18 protein-coding genes are annotated in these 18,638 nt (G+C 64.8%); 6 read left to right on the forward strand and 12 right to left on the reverse strand.

What is annotated here, in order from left to right; translation table 11 throughout:
- Positions 1–14 precede the first annotated feature (14 nt).
- The 10 genes from ACSHWJ_RS14420 to ACSHWJ_RS14465 all read right to left on the reverse strand — a co-directional run bounded on the left by ACSHWJ_RS14420 (position 15) and on the right by ACSHWJ_RS14465 (position 9,151).
- A complete protein-coding gene (locus tag ACSHWJ_RS14420) occupies positions 15–986 on the reverse strand; it encodes a vWA domain-containing protein (RefSeq protein ID WP_432539939.1) in 972 nt (323 codons plus the stop codon).
- The gene (locus ACSHWJ_RS14425; RefSeq protein WP_432539938.1) at positions 983–1,546 is read right to left on the reverse strand and encodes an MxaK protein; all 564 of its coding nucleotides are present in this window, start codon (positions 1,544–1,546) and stop codon (positions 983–985) included. Before ACSHWJ_RS14425 ends, ACSHWJ_RS14420 begins: the two co-directional genes overlap by 4 nt.
- On the reverse strand, positions 1,543–2,526 hold the full coding sequence (locus tag ACSHWJ_RS14430; RefSeq protein ID WP_432539937.1) for a vWA domain-containing protein: 984 nt from the start codon (positions 2,524–2,526) through the stop codon (positions 1,543–1,545). The genes ACSHWJ_RS14425 and ACSHWJ_RS14430 overlap by 4 nt, the downstream gene beginning before the upstream one ends.
- Positions 2,523–3,395, reverse strand: coding sequence for a nonribosomal peptide synthetase MxaA (locus tag ACSHWJ_RS14435; RefSeq protein WP_218797419.1), 873 nt, complete (start codon positions 3,393–3,395; stop codon positions 2,523–2,525). Before ACSHWJ_RS14435 ends, ACSHWJ_RS14430 begins: the two co-directional genes overlap by 4 nt.
- Before the next feature lie 188 nt (positions 3,396–3,583).
- Complete coding sequence (locus ACSHWJ_RS14440; protein WP_218797418.1) at positions 3,584–4,426, reverse strand: DUF58 domain-containing protein; 843 nt, start codon at positions 4,424–4,426, stop codon at positions 3,584–3,586.
- Positions 4,423–5,442: an AAA family ATPase gene (locus ACSHWJ_RS14445; RefSeq protein WP_218797417.1), complete on the reverse strand. Its 1,020-nt coding sequence runs from the start codon at positions 5,440–5,442 to the stop codon at positions 4,423–4,425. The genes ACSHWJ_RS14440 and ACSHWJ_RS14445 overlap by 4 nt, the downstream gene beginning before the upstream one ends.
- A 163-nt stretch (positions 5,443–5,605) precedes the next feature.
- The gene (locus ACSHWJ_RS14450) at positions 5,606–5,890 is read right to left on the reverse strand and encodes a methanol dehydrogenase [cytochrome c] subunit (protein WP_010960109.1); all 285 of its coding nucleotides are present in this window, start codon (positions 5,888–5,890) and stop codon (positions 5,606–5,608) included.
- A gap of 41 nt (positions 5,891–5,931) precedes the next feature.
- On the reverse strand, positions 5,932–6,411 hold the full coding sequence (moxG, locus tag ACSHWJ_RS14455; protein ID WP_010960108.1) for a cytochrome c(L), periplasmic: 480 nt from the start codon (positions 6,409–6,411) through the stop codon (positions 5,932–5,934).
- Between the two features lie 5 nt (positions 6,412–6,416).
- Positions 6,417–7,277 carry a methanol oxidation system protein MoxJ gene (moxJ, locus tag ACSHWJ_RS14460; RefSeq protein WP_282213542.1) on the reverse strand — a complete coding sequence of 287 codons (861 nt, stop codon included), beginning with the start codon at positions 7,275–7,277 and terminating at the stop codon, positions 6,417–6,419.
- A 68-nt stretch (positions 7,278–7,345) separates the two neighbouring features.
- Positions 7,346–9,151 (reverse strand): methanol/ethanol family PQQ-dependent dehydrogenase, encoded by a 1,806-nt coding sequence (locus ACSHWJ_RS14465; RefSeq protein WP_010960106.1) that lies wholly within the window; start codon positions 9,149–9,151, stop codon positions 7,346–7,348.
- A 260-nt stretch (positions 9,152–9,411) separates the two neighbouring features.
- Between ACSHWJ_RS14465 and ACSHWJ_RS14470 the strand changes: the two genes are divergently transcribed.
- Genes ACSHWJ_RS14470 through ACSHWJ_RS14480 form a run of 3 tightly spaced genes read left to right on the forward strand, consistent with a single transcriptional unit; the run spans position 9,412 to position 11,977 of the window.
- Complete coding sequence (locus tag ACSHWJ_RS14470) at positions 9,412–10,758, forward strand: histidine kinase (protein ID WP_432539936.1); 1,347 nt, start codon at positions 9,412–9,414, stop codon at positions 10,756–10,758.
- On the forward strand, positions 10,755–11,402 hold the full coding sequence (locus ACSHWJ_RS14475; protein ID WP_010960104.1) for a response regulator: 648 nt from the start codon (positions 10,755–10,757) through the stop codon (positions 11,400–11,402). Before ACSHWJ_RS14470 ends, ACSHWJ_RS14475 begins: the two co-directional genes overlap by 4 nt.
- A gap of 5 nt (positions 11,403–11,407) precedes the next feature.
- Positions 11,408–11,977, forward strand: coding sequence for a hypothetical protein (locus ACSHWJ_RS14480; RefSeq protein ID WP_432539935.1), 570 nt, complete (start codon positions 11,408–11,410; stop codon positions 11,975–11,977).
- Between the two features lie 10 nt (positions 11,978–11,987).
- Here ACSHWJ_RS14480 and ACSHWJ_RS14485 read toward each other — a convergent pair whose 3' ends face one another.
- Both ACSHWJ_RS14485 and pepN read right to left on the reverse strand, forming a co-directional pair.
- A complete protein-coding gene (locus ACSHWJ_RS14485) occupies positions 11,988–13,016 on the reverse strand; it encodes a zinc-dependent alcohol dehydrogenase family protein (protein ID WP_017365064.1) in 1,029 nt (342 codons plus the stop codon).
- Positions 13,017–13,044: 28 nt separating this feature from the next.
- A complete protein-coding gene (pepN, locus tag ACSHWJ_RS14490; RefSeq protein WP_432539934.1) occupies positions 13,045–15,696 on the reverse strand; it encodes an aminopeptidase N in 2,652 nt (883 codons plus the stop codon).
- Positions 15,697–15,888: 192 nt separating this feature from the next.
- On the opposite strand from pepN, the gene ACSHWJ_RS14495 reads away from it, so the two are divergent.
- Genes ACSHWJ_RS14495 through ACSHWJ_RS14505 form a run of 3 tightly spaced genes read left to right on the forward strand, consistent with a single transcriptional unit; the run spans position 15,889 to position 18,312 of the window.
- A complete protein-coding gene (locus ACSHWJ_RS14495) occupies positions 15,889–16,410 on the forward strand; it encodes a hypothetical protein (RefSeq protein ID WP_282213546.1) in 522 nt (173 codons plus the stop codon).
- Between the two features lie 7 nt (positions 16,411–16,417).
- A complete protein-coding gene (locus ACSHWJ_RS14500; RefSeq protein ID WP_218797412.1) occupies positions 16,418–17,149 on the forward strand; it encodes a response regulator in 732 nt (243 codons plus the stop codon).
- Positions 17,137–18,312: an ATP-binding protein gene (locus ACSHWJ_RS14505; protein WP_010960099.1), complete on the forward strand. Its 1,176-nt coding sequence runs from the start codon at positions 17,137–17,139 to the stop codon at positions 18,310–18,312. The genes ACSHWJ_RS14500 and ACSHWJ_RS14505 overlap by 13 nt, the downstream gene beginning before the upstream one ends.
- The last annotated feature ends 326 nt before the right edge of the window (positions 18,313–18,638 follow it).

Below are 18,638 nucleotides of genomic sequence, written 5' to 3' on the forward strand. Positions count from 1 at the left end.
TTTCTCCTTGTTCTTCAGTTTGAGGTTGAAAATCCAGGACGCGGCAGCAGCACCCGCAGATACACCGCCATCAGTACGGCGAGCGCCAGGGCGGCGGGAATCCAGCGGACGTCTGTGGCGATCCGCTGGCGCCGCGCCAAGGCCGGTGCCGTGAGAGCGCGGCCCAGTCCTTCGGGCGATTCCAGGCGGTGGTAGCCTAGGCCGGCGGCTTCGGCGAGCTGGCGCAAATATCCTTCCTTGAGCTGGGACAGATGTTCCGTGCCCCCGGCTCTCTCGCTGCCGAAGGGAGCGTTGCGGGCGTGGTAGCCCTCGATCTGCTCGGGCGGCAGCTCCGACAGGCCGAAGCTCGAGCGCTGCGGGACTTCGTCCTCGCCATAAACGCCCGAACGCCGTCCCGACTCGTCGTACTTGGGGATGGGCGAGAGGCTCAGTCCTCCCACTCCGACGATCAGCCCCCGGACCTTGCCTCTGAGGTCGCTGAAGCCCGGGCGGTAACGGGGATTGAGTGGCGGCGCCTCATGGCCGTCGGTGACGAAAATCACGTCCGCATCGCCGCGCCCCAGCAAATCCAGGGTGTTGTGCAGACCAGCGGCGATCAGACTGTCGGCAGCCCAGGCCATGCGCCAGTCGAGCTGTTCGATGGCGGCGCTGATGGCGGAAAAGCCGGCGCAGGTTTCGATCGGCTCGAATAGCAGCGCCGGCTCGCGTTCGGTGAAAACGCCCAGCCCCAGGGTGGAGCCGCAGGGCAGGTCCGCCGCGGCGCCAATCAGGCTTTGCCTGACGAATTCCAGCCGCGACACGGCGCGCGCGCCTCGCCGGTAGTCCTCGACGTTCATGCTGCGGGTGATGTCGACGACGACGATGTGGCTGAACACCGGCCGCTCCAGCACCAGCCGGAGCGGGAAACAGGCGGCTACCGCCAGAAGGAGGGCTACAATCAGGCCGGCAAAAACCGGATCGGCAACGCGCTTCCGCCAGATGCTCAAGGCAGGCCTCGCGGGAATCCGGGCAAACCGGTCCACAGCCGTTTGGATTCAGCCGCGGGCGCCTCGTCATCGGCAGGGCTGACCCGGTCCATTTCGGGCATGAGGCGCATGGCCACTTCCAGGTTGTATTTGGCGTCCCAGTGGCCGGGTGCCAGCGACAAGGCACGCCGGTAGGCTTCCTTGGCCAGTTCGGCGAAGACCCGGGCCTGGTCCATTTCCGATTTTTCGACGCGGTCCAGAGCCTGGGCAAGCTGCAGATTGCCCTGGTTGTAATACACGTCGGCGCGGAAGGCGCCATCGCCCCGGGTCTCCAGCAGGTTCAGCAGCTCCAGCGCGTCGCCGTAGCGCTCGTGCCGCACGAAATACACGGCCCGCGCCAACAGGACTCGGGGCGATGCCGCCGCCAGCCGTTCCGGCGCGATGTCGTGCCCCCCCAGCAGCTCGGCGATATCGGCATTGGCCGCCGCGGCCTTCCGCCATTGCCTGAGCTCCAGCAGCGCCGACAAGGCCAGCATCAAGGTCAGCCCGGCCGCGATCCGAACACGCCAGTCGCCTCTCATCGCGCCACCTCCATGCCCTTCGCGGCGACCAGCCAGGCCAGCGCCAGCGCCGCCGCCAGATAACAAAAGGCTTGCAGATCCCGCCGCGGCACCCGCTCGGCATAGCGCAGCGGCCGCTGCTCCTCGCGGTCGACGTCGGCGATGGCGCGCTCGAGGGCGTCGGCGTCTTCCGCCTCGTAGGCGCGGTAGGGGATGCCCAGACTGCTGAAAAACAGATGCAGATAGCGCTCGGGCCGCGCCTGGGCGTTGTCGTCCTCCGGGTTGTCCGGAGTTTCGAAGATACCGTGGCTGCCCGCGGTGCGCAGGAATATCCAGTACAGCCGTACGCCCTTCTCCTTGAACCAGCGGCGCAGCTTCAGCTCGCTGTCCGGGTCCACCTCGGCGGCGCCGTCGGACACCAGCAGGACGATACGCGAACCCGCGCTCGAATCGTCGCCGAAATACGAAAGCGCCATCGCCAGCCCCTTGCTCACATGCGTCTGCGCCAGACCCGGCAGCTTCATGGCGTGGACCGCCGCCAGCACCGCAGCCTTGTTGTCGGTCAGCGGCAGCACGAACAACGGGGAGGTGCTGAAGGCGGCGACCCCGACCAGATCGTTGCGTCCGCTCGAGACGAAACCGCTCAGGAGGCGCTCCGCCGCGGCGGACTTGGATTCCTCGCCGCCCGTGGGGGTACGCCCGGCGAAGCTGTCATCCATGCTGCGGCTGCGGTCCAGCAGCAGCACCATGTGGGCGCCGTAGCCGGTGCGTTCGACGGTATACTCGCGCCGATGCAGACCGGCACTGCCCAGCAGCAGCGCCAGGATGGCGCCGGCACCGGCGAGGCGCAGACTCAGGTCGACGGCCCGCGACGCAGTATCGACGGGCAACAATGCATGCCAGGAACACGGGGCAGGACGCAGCGGCAACCGCCACAACGGAAGCAGCATCAGCGGCAGGCCCCACAGCAAGTACGGCGTGTCCAGCGCCCAATCGGTCATGGCCGCCTCCTTTCGGCAAGCTGGCACGAACGGGCCAACGCCTCCATGCGCGCCAGGTCGAACGACGGCACCGGTGCGCCCTCTCCGAAAAAGACTTCATACGAGGCCAGGAAGAAGTCCTGGATCTCGTCCCGCAAGAGATCGTAGGCCGGATGGCTCCGGAAGAACTCGTCCAGCCCTTCGATGAACAGCGGCTCACCCGAAGTCCGATTGAACGCCTGGTGCAGACAGGAAAAACCTCTGCGCAATGCCTCCCGGCTGTCTCCCAGGCCGCGCAGATCCCGCAGCACCCGGCGGGCCTCGGCGAAATGGCGGCCGCGCGACACGAACGGCAGCCAGGCGCTCAGATAGGCCCACCAGGCCAGCGCGCCCGTGGCTGCGAGGCCGGAACCGACGCTCGCGGCGGCGGGGCCGAGAGTCGGCAGCGGCGCCGGTGCGGCGTCCGGACGCATCGACGGGCCTTCGGCGCGCAGCACCGACAGCTCCCGGATCGGCGCGGTGGTGAAAGTCCAGTCCGGGACCGCCAACCGTTCGCCCGAACCGGCCAGTTGCAGCTCGAAGCCGGGAATCGTGAGGTTCTTCACTTCCAACGGGGCGTAGAAGGTCTGGTATTCCAGCGTCAGTATCCGGCGCCTGCCCTCGCGGCGGACTTCGACCCGCCGCAGCAGCAGCCAGCGGTTGATCCAGCCTTCCCTGGGCAGGGACGCAGCCTCTATTCCCTGCCCCGCATCGGTTTCGACCCGCACCTCGTGGCGGATGAGATCGCCGATGACGTAGCCGAAGGCGCGGGGCGTGTCGAACGAGAGCGAAGTGGCGCCATGAAGTGGAACCGATACCAAGGCCGCGACCGGCAGGAGAGACCAAACCACAATTGCTCCGATTCTGGAAGCCGCATGGGAAATCAGGCGTATCACACCCTCATCCCCACCCCCTCTCCCAAAGGGAGAAGGGAGTAAGTCCCCTCTCCCTTTGGGAGAGGGGCAAGGGGTGAGGGCAAACCACACCGGACGACGCTCCAAGCACCGGCATACGCTCCTCCCCCATTCCTTCGGAAACATCAGCCTGCATGGAAGTAGCGTGTGACCGCGTCGGGATCGAAGCCGCCGGACAGAAACAGCGGTTCCCTGCCGAAGCCTCGCAGCATCGCAGCCAGCCGCTCGCGGCGCTCCTGGAAGGTCTGCGACAAACGGGCGCGCAAGGCCGGGCGCAGCCACATCAACCGTTCCATGCCATTCTCCATGTCCTGCATCCGGGCCAGTCCGGACGCCTCCGGCGCCGATTCCTCCGGATCCCACAGCACGACCGGGACGACGTCGTGATGCGCCAGGGATTCCATGACCTGCTTAAGGAAGCCCAAGGGAAAGTGGAAGTCCGACTGCAGAAACACCAGTCCGCGCCGCGACGGCAGATAGCGGACGGCGTGCAACAGCCCGCGCGCGCTGCCGCCCGTGGGTCGGAAACCGCGCAGACGCTCCGCCAGCATCAAGGCGGCTCCCACCTGCCGGGTCGGCGGCAGATGGAAATCCGGAACGCCACGGTCGGACAGTCCGACGAAACCCATGACATCCCCCGTCCGGTACGACGACAGCGCCAACCCCTCGGTGAAATCCGCCAGCACGGCCGTTTTCGATGCGCGCCCGCGGTAGCCCATCGAGGCGGACAGGTCCGCCAGGGCGTAAACCGCGATCCGCCCCCGCTGCTCGTGCAGACGCACCCAGAAGTGGCCGCCAGGGTCGCCGAGGCTGGCCCGCAGATGCAGCCTGCGGGGATCGGGATGCGCCTGAAACGGCACCAGCCGCTGAAAGGCATGCACGCCCCCGCCCTGCCGGCTGGGATGGGCGCCCGGCTGGACGCCGTCGGCGCGCCAGGTCAGCCGGTAATGGAATTCCTTGTGCTTCATGGCGCCGCGATCCGGCGGATCAGCTTGCCGACCAGCTCCGGGATCAGCTCGGCGCGGCGGTATTCGTAGACCGGTTTGAGGAAGATGCGGTGGCCGACCGCCGGAGCGAACACGTATTGAACGTCCTCCGGCTCGACCCGGTCCCGGCCACTGAGCCACGCCTGCACCCGCGCCAGCCGGACCAAGTAGCTCATGCCGCGGGGACTGGAACCGGCCTCGATCATGTCGCCGGAATCCGCCTCGTGGAGAGCGATGCCGAAATCCTCCGGCCGCCGGGTCGCGCGCCACAGATCCTGGACATAGGCTCTGAGACGGGCGCTGACGTGGATGCCGCCTTGCAGGGCCTCGGCAATGCCGTTGAGTTCACGGAACGAGAGCGTATCGGCCGGCGCGGACGCGACCAGCCGGTCGGGATCGTAGAAACGCGGGTCGAACAGGATTTGGTCGATATGCGCAGGATCGGCCGGCGGCTCGATGGCGATTTCGAGCATGAAGCGGTCGCGCGCCGCCGCGGGCAATTCGAAAGTCTCCTCCTTTTCCACCCGGTTGCGGTCGGCGAACACCTGCAGGTACGGAAACCGGTACTCGCGGTTGAAAGCCGACACGCTGCGCTCGGCCATGACCCGTAGCAGGAGGGAATGCACCTGGGGCCGGGCGCGGTTGATCTCGTTGAAGAAAAAAATGGAAAGCTGCTCCCCGTGCTTGAGCAAAGGCCCCGGCGCGACGCCCGGCCTACCTTGCTCGTCCAGGTAGGTGTAATAGACCAGATCGTTCGGCATCAGGTCGATGGTGCCCTCGATCCGCTCGTAATCGCCGCCGATGCCGCGCGCCACCGCACGGAGCAAGGTGGTCTTCCCGACGCCGACGCCGCCTTCGAGCAGCGCATGGCCGCGGGCGAACACGGCCAGGGTCAGCAGGCGGATCGGGCGCTCCTGCCCGAGCACGACTTGCTGCAGCCCCTGTTCGAAGCGTTTGGCGCGTTCCAGGCCGTCGGCAAGGGGGGTGTCTAGATTCATGGGTGAGTGCCTATCGGCGGCTTTCGATAAGAGAGGTAGCAAGCCCCCAACCCCTCTCCCGGAGGAGAGGGGATTCACTCCCAAAAAGGGCCGGGGATGAGGGCGCGGTTCGATATACCCTTGCCGCCATGTACACGCTGCCGACAGCGTTACACCGCTGCCGTCATTTGATGTCTTCGACCTTGTAGACGAACTTGCCGGTCTTGGCGTAGTTCTCCACGCGCTTCTGGTTGCGGGCTTCCATCGCCTTGATCGACTCCGCCTGCTTGTTGAGCTCGTTCGGGTCGTGCTTGGGGTCGTACTTGCTGCCGGCGACCTTGTCCGGATAACCGGGCTTGGGCTCCCAGCAGTTTCCGGGCGCCTTGCAGTGGGTACCGTCATAGGCCTGGACACCCGCCGCGAACGAAACGGCCATGGCAGCCGCGACGAAACTCGTTTTCTGCATCATGAGGAATGCCTCCTGTCTTGAGGTGAAAGATTTGAGGGCCGTCATTTCAGCCATTCGGCCTTGGCTGGATCGCCCCGGTAAAGGCTGCGGATCCAGGCCATGATCTTGAGCATTTCGTCATTGTTGAGGTTGACGTACTGCGGCCCCATCATGCCCTGCGCGCCGCCGAACAGGATTTCGAACAAACCGACGTCGGTGGCCGCGCGGGGATAGGTCCAATAGTCGTCCGCCAATCCCGGACCGAGCTTGCCTTCGGCCTCATGGCCGTGGCAGCCGGAACAGGCTGACAGATACAGACTATGTCCCTGTTCCACTACCTCCTTGTTGCCGTTGTAAGGGTTCTTGCCGGTCTGCAGGAACTGCTTGACGGCTTGCGTGTCGCCGCCGGCCTTGGCGTAGGACAATTCCAGCGTCTCGCCGGTGACGGCATGCCGCAGGGTAATGTCGGCCTGCGCGGGCAGCGCCAACAACCCGGCGACACACATGCCAGCCACGTCGAACCTCGCATTCTTCAGCTTCATTTTCTCTAGCCTTTCCTTCGATCATGGGAAGCCGTCCTGGCCGGTTTTTCATCCATGGGCAACAGCGGAATGCCTTCCGCCTCCAGCACCGCATTCACTTCCTTGCCGAATCGGGCCAGAACCTGGTCGATCTGCTTGAGCAGGGCCTCCTCGCCCTTGCGCACGCCGACGGAAGTCGAATAGTGGTGGGGCACTTTCTCGCCGTCGGACCGCCGGTTGTCGTCGGGGATGACGGTCATGGCCAGCCCCGCCCCTCTGACATAGCGCGCCGCCGCCGGCCCCCACAACACCGCGACTTCGGCGTTGCCGTCGGCGACTTCCGCCACCAGCTTGGCCGGGTCGTAGCGCACGTACTGGTTACGCCGCGACTTGAAACCGACCAGGGAGTGCATGTAGTTGAACATGTCGTTGTAGCGGCCGATGGTGCGGATCATCGTCTCAGCCGGGGTATCCGGCATGAATGCGATCCGCTTCACGGTCTTCAGTGCCGCGCTGTTCCAATCTTGGATGCTCAGTCCCGTGTCCTTGCGGTAGACGAATACGTAGCCGGACCGGTAATAAGGAGTGCTGGTGAGCATCCGCGGGTCGCCGGCATCGACGCCGATGACCACATCGCACAAACCCCTGTCCAGATAATCCCGGACGAAATAGCGGGCATCGGTCCACCACACGTTCTCGACTGGCCGTCCCAATCCCTTTCCAAGGAGCTCGGCCAACTTATTTTCGAAGCCCTCGCCGGCCTTGTCCGAATACGGCATCTCGTTTTCCGCGGAGCAGACCTTGAGCGGTTCGACGCTCGTCGCTGCCTGCACGCATCCCACGACCGCGAGGTAAGCGGCCCACCCCGCGGCTGCAATACGGTTCATTCGCATGGTTCATCCTTTCGACAGCATGGGATAGGGGCGCTCCCCCGGAGCGCCTCCACCCCTTCGGCTCAAAGCGAGAACACGAACACCGATCCACCCATCTGGGTGTAATGCGCCAGTTCCCTGAACGCACCCACAGCCCCCAGACCTGCGGTCGGGTCCTTCAGGTCGAATACCAGCCCTACTCCTGGCCAGCCGCCGACGCCGGAGTAGATGGCAATGTATTGCTTGCCGTTGTGCTGATAGGTGATGGGATGGCCGATCACGCCGGAGGGCAACTGGAACTGCCACTTCAGCTCGCCGGTACGGGTGTCGCGGGCCTTGATGAAGCCGTCGAGGGTACCGTAGAACACGAGGTCGCCGGCGGTCGCCAAGGTGCCACCCCAGACCGCAAACTTCTCCGGCACTTCCCATTCCATCTTGCCGGTGACCGCGTTCATCGCCTTGACCTGACCCAGCATCCCCTTGGGTCCCGGATACATGTTGAGGGTCGCCCCCACAAAGAACTGGCCGGCGCGGTAGGGCAGCATGAACGGCTCCCAGTCCATGCAGATGTGGTTCACGCCCATGAAGAACAGCTTCTTGTCCGGATCGTAGGACTCGATGCCCTGGTTGTGATAGCCCATGGCCGAGGGACAGATGCCTTTGGCATTGTGGTCCATGCGGGTGCTGTACTCCGGATCGCGGATCGGCAGGCCGGTCTTCAGATCGACCTTTTTCACCCAGTTGACGGTGTCATCGATCTTGAAGGCATTGACCAGGGCGCCGGTTTCCCGGTTCAGCGTATACACCAGACCGTTGCGGTCGGGATGGGTCAGCAGCGGCGTCAGCTTGCCGTCCACTTCCTGTTCGGACAGACCCATGTAGTTGACACCGGCGTAATCCCACTCGTCGTGCGGCGTCTTCTGGTAGCCGAACTTGGCGCGGCCGGTGTCGGCGTCGCGGCCCCAGATGGTCATGGTCCATTTGTTGTCGCCGGGCCGCATGGTCTCGTTCCAGGGTGCCGGATTGCCGGAACCGTAGTAGATCATGTCCAACTTGGGATCATAGGCATACCAGCCCCAATTGGTGCCGCCGCCGATCTTCCAGGCATCACCCTCCCAGGTTGAGAGCCCCAGGCCGAACTGACCGTAATGCGGGTTGTCCTTGTTGAAGTCCTTGTCCAGCAACAAGTCTTCGTCGGGACCGGTGGCATAGGCCCGCCACTCCTGCTTGCCGTCCTTGATGTTATAGGCCGTGACGTAGCCACGCACGCCCAGCTCGGCCCCGGCCGAACCTACCAGTACCTTGTCCTTCACCACGAAAGGCGCGCCGGTGAGGGTGGAGCCCATGGCGATGTCGGAATTTTCCATCTTCCATATCTCTTCGCCGGTCTTGGCGTTGAGTGCGACGATGTGGCCGTCGAGCTGGTTGAGGAAGATCTTCGCCGGACCGTGCTCGCCGGCCGGCACGTAGGCCAGACCGCGGTTGACCACGTCGCAGCAAGCCACCGCGCGGGCCGCCGGATTCTGCTTGGGCTTGTACTGCCACAGCATCTTGCGGGTGTCGTTCAGGTCGACTGCATAGACGTTGTTGGGGAACGGCGTGTGGATGTACATGATGCCGTCCACCACCAACGGCGCACCTTCGTGGCCATGCAACGTGCCGGTGGACAGGGTCCAGGCCACCTTCAGGTTCTTGACGTTGTGGCTATTGATTTCCGTCAGCCGGCTGAAGTGGGTGGCGCTGTAGTCCTTGGTCTGCATGACCCAGTTCCGGTCGTCCTTCGACAGCCGGTCCAGCTCCGAATTGGCGTGCGTGGATTGCGCGGCTAGCACGGCGGCCATCGCCAGCATCGACCCGCCGCAGCCACTTGCCAGTTTGCAAATTTGCATGTGTCTCCTCCAAGAATGATTGATGCCGACCCTGCATCGGCGCTCTACGAACAGCGGCGGAGATTCTGGGACAGATCATGTCGGCGGCGTTACGGAATAACCCCTCGAAGCCGCCTTGAAAAACTCTCGAATGCTCGCTGGAAAAACTCCCACGGCGGGCGGTTCCGCTCGAATGCCCCGGATCCGTCGGGAATATCTCCCTGTCACAAGGACCGCCGATCGAGGCAAACTAATACGATCTTTCCCGGGAGCAAGCGCCCTTGAGTCTGCGGTTTCGCCTGAACCTCATGATCGGTCTGGTCATGCTGGCCATCATCGGCATGGGCACCCTGTTCGTGGTCCACAACGCGCGCCGGTCGGTGGCCGAGGAAGTCCGGTCATCGGTCAACCTGGCGTTACAGCTGATCGATGCCGGCCTGGAACAGGCGGTGGCGGCGGGTCGCTCGCCGGTCGAATGGATCGCCCAGCTCGCCCGGCTCGACCACGCCCGCCACCTGAGCCTCAGCATCCATCAAGGCGAAAGGACGATCATCGATCTGCCCTCCTCTGCCGGCCCCGCGGAGGGTGAGGAAGCGCCCGCCTGGTTCGCCTGGGCCGTCGCGCCGGACCCCCTGGTGGCGGAGAAACATCTGCACCAGATCGGCAACCCGATGATCCAGATCACCGTTGACGCCAACCCGGCCGACGAGATCGCCGAGGCCTGGATCGAAGCACGGGGGTTTCTGCTGCTGATGGTGGCACTCGCCGTCACGGTGTACCTGGTCGTCCACACCACCCTGGGCCGGGCGTTCAAATCCGTGGGCATCATCCTCGAAGGGCTGGAAGACCTGGAAAACGGTGATTACAGCCGCCGCCTGCCGGAGTTCTACCTGCCGGAATTCGCCCGCATTTCGAGGGCCTTCAACCACACGGTCGGCACGCTGGAAAAAACCCGCGAGGAAAACCGTGCGCTGGCCCAACGCTCACTGGCGATTCAGGAGGAGGAACGGCGGTACCTTGCGCAAGAACTCCACGACGAGCTCGGCCAGTCGCTGAGTGCCATCAAGGCGATCGCTGCATCCCTGCGCAAACCGGAGCGGGACGACGGACCGAACGCCGATGCCATCGGCGCCATCCAGTCGATTTGCGACCATCTGTTCGCCGTACTGCGCACCCTGATGCAACGGCTGCGCCCCTTGATGCTGGACGAGTTGGGACTGAAGGCGTCCCTCGAAGACATGATCGAAAACTGGCGCGGTCGCTATCCGGGCATCGCGCTGGACTTCAGCTGCGATGACGGCATCGACGAATGCATCGGCGACGGCCGGATACATGTGTTCCGGATCGTGCAGGAAAGCCTGACCAACGTGGTAAGGCATTCCGGCGCGGCCAAGCTCGGCATCCACCTCAACCTGATCGAGGCGACCGGTGAACGGCCCGAAGTCCTCCTGCTCGAGGTCAGTGACGACGGAGCCGGCTTCGACCCCGCCCGGGTCCCGGCCGGCTTGGGCCTGCTCGGCATCCGCGAACGGGTGGAAAGCCTGCGCGGCCAGTTCAGTCTGAGCACCCGTCCCGGCGCCGGCGTCACCCTGCGCATCGAGATTCCCTGCGAAGGCACATGCCCATGAAATCCAAGATTACCGTGATGCTGGTGGATGACCACGCCGTGGTCCGTGCCGGCTACCGCCTGCTATTGTCCGGCACGCCGAACATCGAGGTCGTCGGTGAAGCCGAGCGGGGAGAGGAAGCATGCCAGCTCTATGCCGACACCCGTCCGGACGTGATCGTCATGGACCTCTCGCTGCCCGGCATCGGCGGACTGGCTTCGATCCGCCGCATCCGCAGCCGGGACACTTCGGCCCGAATCCTGGTGTTCAGTATCCATGACGAGCTGATTTACGTGGTGCGTGCGCTGGAGGCCGGCGCGCGGGGCTACATCACCAAGAGCTGCGCGCCGGAAATCCTGGTCGAGGCCGTGGCCCGCATCGCCTCCGGCGAATCCTTCCTGGAACCGGAAATCGCCCAGCGCCTGGCCATGCAGACTCTGGGGGGAGCCGAAGCCACGACGGCGCTCAACACGCTGTCGGCCCGCGAGTTCGACGTCTTCCTGCTGCTGGCCAAGGGCTACACCACCCGCGAGGTCGCCGAAGAACTGCGGCTCGGCTATAAAACCGTCGCCAATTACAGTACCCTCATCAAGAGCAAGCTGGGCGTGAACACCACCGCCGAAATGGCCCGCCTCGCCTACCAGAACGGGATATTCAAGACGTAACGACGATGGCCGAAACCGCGCATTATTCCCAACCCTTCGCCGAGCTCCTGGCGAACGAACGGCTGAACAGCCTGGTACCGGGCGCCCCCAACCTCGGCATGCGGCCGCGGCTGGATGCGTTGCGGATCGAAACGGCTTTCGAGCCCCGAACGGTCCGCGATCCGGACATGGCGCGGTGCTGTCTGGCGGCGGTCTGGCTCTATCACGATTTTTTCGATGAAAGCCACCGCATCAGCCAGGGCATCGCTACGACCAGCGGCAGCTACTGGCACGGCATCCTCCACCGCCGTGAGCCGGATGCATGGAACGCCAAGTATTGGTTCAAGCGCGTCGGCAGCCACCCGGTTTTTCCCGAAGTGACCGTCGCCGCGCGTGAGCTGGCCCAAGCCGAACCGCCCTCGCACGAGACGGAATTCCTGCTGCGGCAGACCGCCTGGGACCCCTTCGCCTTCATCGACCTCTGCGACACCGCCCGCCTCGGCCATACGCCGGCCGAGCCCTTGTGCCGGCGCATCCAGCTCGCGGAATGGCGGATACTGTTCGATTATTGCTACCGACGGGCCGTGGGGGACTGAAAACTCCGACTCAAGTCACCCGCAACACCTTCGCCCCGCGAATCCGGCGTTGCTTGAGGTCGAGCAGCGCCCGGTCGGCATCCTCGAACGCGTACTCCTCCGTCTCGGGACGGATGCCCATTTCCGCCGCCAGCGCCAGGAACCCGGCCACGTCACTGCGCGCCACGTTGGCGACCGACTTGATTTCCCGTTCCATCCACAAGTGCCGGGCATAGTCGAGTTCGGCGAGACAGGCGCGGTCGTCCGGCGCCTTGCGGATCGCATTGACGACCAGCCGGCCACCGGGAGCGAGGTTGGCGAGCGCTGCGACCACCGGCTTCCACGCCGGCGTCGTGTCGATGATGGCGGCCAGCGGGGCGGGAGCAATGTCAGCGGTGTCGCCGGCCCAGACCGCGCCCAGCTGCAGCGCGAACGCGCGCTCCTCGGGATGACGCGCGAAGACATAGACTTCCGAATCGGGAAACCGGTGCCGGGCCATCATCAGCACCAGATGGGCGGAAGCCCCGAACCCGGTGAGCCCCAGCGGCTGGCCGTTTTTCAGCCCGCTGAGATTGAGCGAACGGTAACCGATGGCGCCGGCGCACAGGAGCGGCGCGGCTTCGGCATCGGTGAATCCCTCCGGAATGCGGAAGGCAAAGGCCGCCGGGACGGTCATGTACTGGGCGTAGCCGCCGTCGACATCGCGCCCGGTGGCACAGAATGCGAAACAGAGGTTCTCCCGTCCCGACCGGCAGAATTCGCATTCTCCGCAGGCAGAAAAGATCCAGGCCACACCGACGCGGTCGCCCAAAGCGAATTCCGCCACGCCGGAGCCGAGAGCCGCGATCCGACCGACCGCTTGGTGTCCGGGCACGACCGGCAGGCGCGGCGGCGCGGTGCGGCCCTCGATCTCGTCGATTTCGGTGTGGCAGACGCCGCAAACCGCCACCCGCAGCAGGATTTCGCCAGGGCCGGGCTCCGGCACCGGGAGGTCGGTGGCGCGTAGCAGAGTTCGCGACGAGTCCAGCGGGCCGATTCGGTCGATCACCCAAGCTTTCATAACCCCCTCCGGCTCTGGCTCCCACCCTCTATGCCAGACTCTTCACCACCACCTCGTAAACATCCTTGGACACCCCGTCCAGCCCGGCGATGCGCTGCAGCTGGCGACGCATGGCTTGCTGCCGCCCCTGATCGTAGCGGCGCCATTGGGTCAGGGCTCCCAGCATGCGGGCGGCGACCTGAGGATTGATGGCGTCGAGGGCGACGATCTGGTCTCCCAAGAATTCATAGCCGCTGCCATCGGCCGCGTGGAAATTGACCGGGTTGGCCTGCGAGAACGCGCCGATCAGCGAACGCACGCGGTTGGGATTACGCAGATCGAAATCGGGATGTGCCGTCAGTGCCTTGACCTTCTCCAGGGTACCGGGCAGGTGACAGCTCGCCTGCAGGCCGAACCATTTGTCGATGACCAGGGCCTCCTCCCGCCAGCGGGCGTAGAATGACTCGAGACAGTCGGCTTTGTCCGGATGGGCGCTGTTGACGATCGCGCCCAGCGCCGCGATCTGGTCGGTCATGGTGCGGGCCTCGCGGAACTGGCGGACGCAGAGATGGTAAGACTCGGGAGTCTCCAGCTCCGCGATGAAACCGAGGCAGGCATTCTTGAGCCGGCGCCGGTTTCTCTCAGCCGGCTCGAGGCCACCCGTTTCGGCCGCGTGATGCTCCCGGTAGAGCCTCAGGAAATCCTCGGCCAGCGCGGTGGCCAAGGTTTTGCGGACAGTCTGGCGGGCCCGGTGGATGGCGTCCGGATCGGCCACGCTCATCAGGGAGGCGACATAGTCTTCCGAGGGCAAGCCGAGCAGCAGCGCCTGATAGGACAGGTCTGCCGCCGGTTGCGCCAGCAAGGTTCGGAAGGTCCCGATCAGGTTCGGGTCGAGGCTCTGCGGATTTTCGCCTGCCCGGATGCGCTCGATGAGGCCGAGCATCACCTGGACCATCAAGCTCTGGCCCGCGTCCCAGCGGTTGAAGGCGTCGGTGTCATGGGTGAACAGGAAGGCCAGTTCCTCGGCACTGCGCTCCATTTTCAACCCGACCGGCGCGGAAAAGCCGCGCAGGGCGGAGACCACCGGGCGTTCCGGGACGTCCAGGAATTCGAACACCTGTTCGGCCGCGCGCACGTGCAACACCCGGGTGGTTGGCCCGGCATCGGCCTCGCCCGCCAGTCGCAGCGGCAATTCGCGCCCGTCCCTCGCCAGCAGCCCGAGGGCCAGTGGGATGTGCAAGGGCTGTTTGACCGGCTGGCCCGGAGTGGGCGGACAGGACTGGCGCACCGACAGGCGCAGGGTCCGCGTCCCAGCGTCGTATACCGGATCGAGCCGCAGCTCGGGCGTGCCGGCCTGGCTGTACCACAAGCGGAACTGGCTCAGATCGATGGCGTTGGCGTCCTCCATGCAGCGCACGAAATCGTCGCAGGTCACGGCCTGCCCGTCGTGGCGATCGAAATAGAGGTCCATACCCTTGCGGAAACCCTCGGGGCCGACCAGGGTCTGGATCATTCGCACCACCTCTCCCCCCTTTTCGTAGACGGTGAGGGTATAGAAATTGTTGATCTCGATGTACGACTCCGGACGCACCGGATGCGCCAGAGGGCCAGCGTCCTCGGCGAACTGGCGGGTCCTGAGCAGGTTCACGTCCTCGATGCGCTTGACTGCCGGCGAGCTGCGGGAGGCTGAGAACTCCTGGTCGCGGAACACGGTCAGCCCTTCCTTCAGGCTGAGCTGGAACCAGTCGCGGCAAGTGATGCGGTTGCCGGTCCAGTTGTGGAAATATTCGTGACCGATGACGCCCTCGATGTGCTCGTAGTCGGCGTCGGTGGCGGTGTCGGGCCGCGCCAGCACGAACTTGGTGTTGAAGATGTTGAGCCCTTTGTTCTCCATCGCTCCCATGTTGAAATGGCTCACCGCCACGATCATGTACAGATCGAGGTCGTACTCGCGGCCGAAATGCTCCTCGTCCCAGCGCATCGCGTGCTTGAGTGACTGCATGGCGTGATCGCACTTGTCCAGATCGTGCGGTTCCACGTAGATCCGAAGCGCGATTTCGCGGCCGGATGCGGTGACGAAACGGTCTTCCCGGCAGGCCAGCTGTCCCGCCACCAGGGCGAAGAGGTAACAAGGCTTCTTGAAGGGATCCTCCCACTTGACCCAGTGCCGGCCGTTCCTGAGTTCTCCGCGGGCGACCGGATTGCCGTTCGAGAGCAGCACCGGATAACGGCTCTTGTCCGCCACGACCGTCGTGGTGAACAGCGACATCACATCGGGCCGGTCTATGTAGTAAGTGATGCGGCGGAAGCCGTGCGGTTCGCACTGGGTGCAGAACATGCCATTGGACAGGTACAGGCCTTCCAGCGCGGTGTTGGCTTCCGGGCTGATCCGGTTGACGATTTCCAGCTCGAACGGCCGGTCCGGCACCGCGTGGATCACCAATCCGGTCTCACTGGCGCAGTACTCGCCCTCGTGCAGCATCCGGCCGTTGAGCTTGACGGATTCGACTTCCAGGCGTTCGCCGTCGAGCGTGAGCACGGACCGCCGGTCTTCCACCGCCGGATCGTGGCGCAGCTTCAACCGGGAAGTGACGCGGGTGGACTGGGGATCCAGCTCGAAGAACAGGTCGACGGCGTCGACCAGATATTCGGGGGGCTGATAGTCCTTGAGGTAGATGGTCTTCGGGGAGGCTTCACGCATCGTTGCGAATCTTGGTTCTGGGAAAAGCGTAAGTCCCGATGATACGGCCTAACCCGCTCCGCTCCAAACCCGTGGCCCGATTCAATCCTGATACATTCCTGAAATTCTGCCGAAACCGGCCTTCGGGATCATGCCATCGCCGGGTGAGACAGCCCCGGCCGTATCCGTTGACAACCCGATCAGGAGATCCCCATGAAACGTTATCGTTCCCCCCTGCAAAAATTGATCGCAGCCTTCGTGTTCGCGGGACTGGCTTCTGTTGTATCGACGGCCGGCGCGTTCCCTCCGCCCAAACCCGATCCGGAGGAACGTCTGGCCGGGATGCTTTGGCGCATCCATGGCGAACTGAACCTGAACGGTGACCAAGAGAATCTTTGGAAACGCGCCGAAGACGACACCCGTCAGTTGACGAAGTCGCACCGCGAACGCTTCGATGCCGCCCAGAAGGACATCAAGTCGGCGCTGAGCGATGGCAACGCCGATCTTCGCGCCCTCTTCGACAGACTGGACGCGGACAAGAGCAGCATCGAAGCCAGGATGAAGGAAAACCGGAAACTGTGGCTGAACTTCTACGACAGCCTGGATGCGACCCAGAAAAAAACCGTAAACGCCCAACTGCTGGCCGAACTCGATAAAATGGGCCCCATGCCGGCCGACGGCAAATGCCGATTCAGTCCCGGCAAAGCCGAAGGCGATCCGCTCCCTCCGAAATAACAGCTCCATGCAGGCACCGACCACACGTATTCTGATCGTGGATGACGACGTCGAGATTCGGAATCTGCTCGGCGGATACCTCTCGCGCTTCGGCATGGAAGCCGTCGGTGTCCATGATGGCGCGGCGATGAAAAAGGCGCTGGCGGAAAGTTCGTTCGACCTCGTCGTGCTGGACCTGATGCTGCCCGGCGAAGACGGCCTGACCCTGTGCCGGTCGCTCCGTGGCGAGAGCGACATTCCGGTCATCATGCTGACGGCCAGGGGCGATCCCATGGACCGGGTGGTCGGCCTGGAACTCGGCGCCGACGACTACGTAGCCAAGCCGTTCGAGCCGCGTGAACTGGTGGCTCGCATCCAATCCATCCTCCGGCGCGCCCGGCACGAGCGCGAACCGGAAAGCCCCGAATCCTCCGACATCGCCGTGGAATTCGAAGGGTGGCGGCTGCACCGGGTGCTCCGGCAACTGACCTCGCCCGAAGGCATGGTCGTTCCTCTCTCCAATGCCGAGTTCCGCCTGCTGAGCGTGTTCATCGAGCGTCCCAACCGCATCCTGACCCGCGATCAGCTGCTCGACTATGCCCGCGGCCGGGCCATGGAAGTCTTCGACCGCAGCATCGACCTGCTGGTCTCCCGGCTGCGCCAGAAACTGCAGGATGACCCCAAGAATCCCAAACTCATCAAGACCATCCGCGGCGAAGGTTATTTCTTCAGCGCTCGGGTAAGCAAATGCGGCGCCTGATCCCGGACACGCTGTTCACCCGGCTGTTCCTGCTGCTGCTGGTGACCTTGACGGCCAGCCATTTCCTGGGCATGGCGGTGGTGTTCAACCTGGAGCTGTCCGAGCCTCCGCCCCCCCCGCCTCCCCCTTCGCCCCTTCCGGCCCCTCCTCGCCTGCCGCCATTGCCGGAGTGGCTATCGCGACCTCCGCCAGTCGACTTCCCGCCACCGAAGGACAACTTCGGGTGGCGCGTGCCGGGGCAGGAGCCTGCGCCGACGCCCACCGTCACCCCGCTCCCCGGCGACGCCCCCGGGACCCGCCTGCCCCTCCCCTACCGTCCGCACGGCGGCTGGATCAGCGCGGCGATGCGGCTCATCGCCCTGGGCCTGACGGCCTGGATCGGCGCCCGCTGGCTGTCCCGGCCGATCAACCGCATCGCCCAGGCCGCCGAGCATTTCGGCGACAGCCTCAGCACCCAGCCATTGGAGGAAAGCGGTCCGGCCGAAGCCCGCCAGGCTGCCCGCGCACTCAACCGCATGCAGGCGCAGCTGCTCGAGCAGATCCGCCAGCGCAGCCAGTTCCTGGCGGCAGTGTCCCACGATCTGCGCACGCCGATCACCCGTCTCAACCTCCGCGTCGAAGGCGTCGAGCCGCCCGAACTCCGCGAAAAACTGCACGAGGACCTGCGCGAGATGTCGATCATGTTGGGATCGACCCTGGATTATCTCCGCGGCCATGTCGAACCCGAACCGCTGCAGCCGCTGGACGTCGAAGCCCTGGTGAACTCGCTCGCGGAGGACGCTCAGGATCAGGGCCAGCAAGTCAGTGTCAACGGCAAGGCCAAGCCCATCATGGCCCGTCCCGTCGCGCTGCGGCGCTGCCTGGACAACCTGATCGGCAATGCTCTGCGCTATGGCCAGAGCGCCGAGATCACACTGAAGGATACGCCCGGCACCCTGATCATCGAAGTCCGGGATCACGGCCCGGGCATCCCCGAGGACCATCTCGAAGCCGTGTTCGCACCGTTCGTCCGGCTCGAAACCTCCCGCAACAGGGCCTCCGGTGGCACCGGCCTGGGCTTGTCCATCGCCCGGGACGTCGCCCTCAGCCATGGCGGTCGCCTGACACTGCGCAACTGTCCCGAAGGCGGGCTCATCGCCCGCCTCAACCTGCCCCGGAAATGATCGCCCGCCCTCTGTATCGGGGCGCATACAAACAGGAGATAAGAGGGACAACCCCGGACCCCACGATGGCGACGTACCTGCAACCGGCGCACTCCTCCGGGGCCCGACATGAATCCAATCGAGAAGATATTCCTCGTTCTGGCTGCCGCCGCATTTGCGGTCATCGGCGGACTCAGCACGCGGGTGCCTTCCGTTGGGCCTCCACCCCCTTCCGCCCTGCCGTGGCTCGCCGTACCCAAATAGCCGGGCGCAAGGTGCGACCGCTTCCCGGCGTCCGTTTCTTATTTCCCGCTAAACTTGAGTCGAAGAGAGGATAATTCCTTTCC

It is taken from the genome of Methylococcus sp. S1M, from assembly GCF_051295855.1.
In the GTDB taxonomy this organism is placed as follows: Bacteria; Pseudomonadota; Gammaproteobacteria; order Methylococcales; family Methylococcaceae; genus Methylococcus; species Methylococcus capsulatus.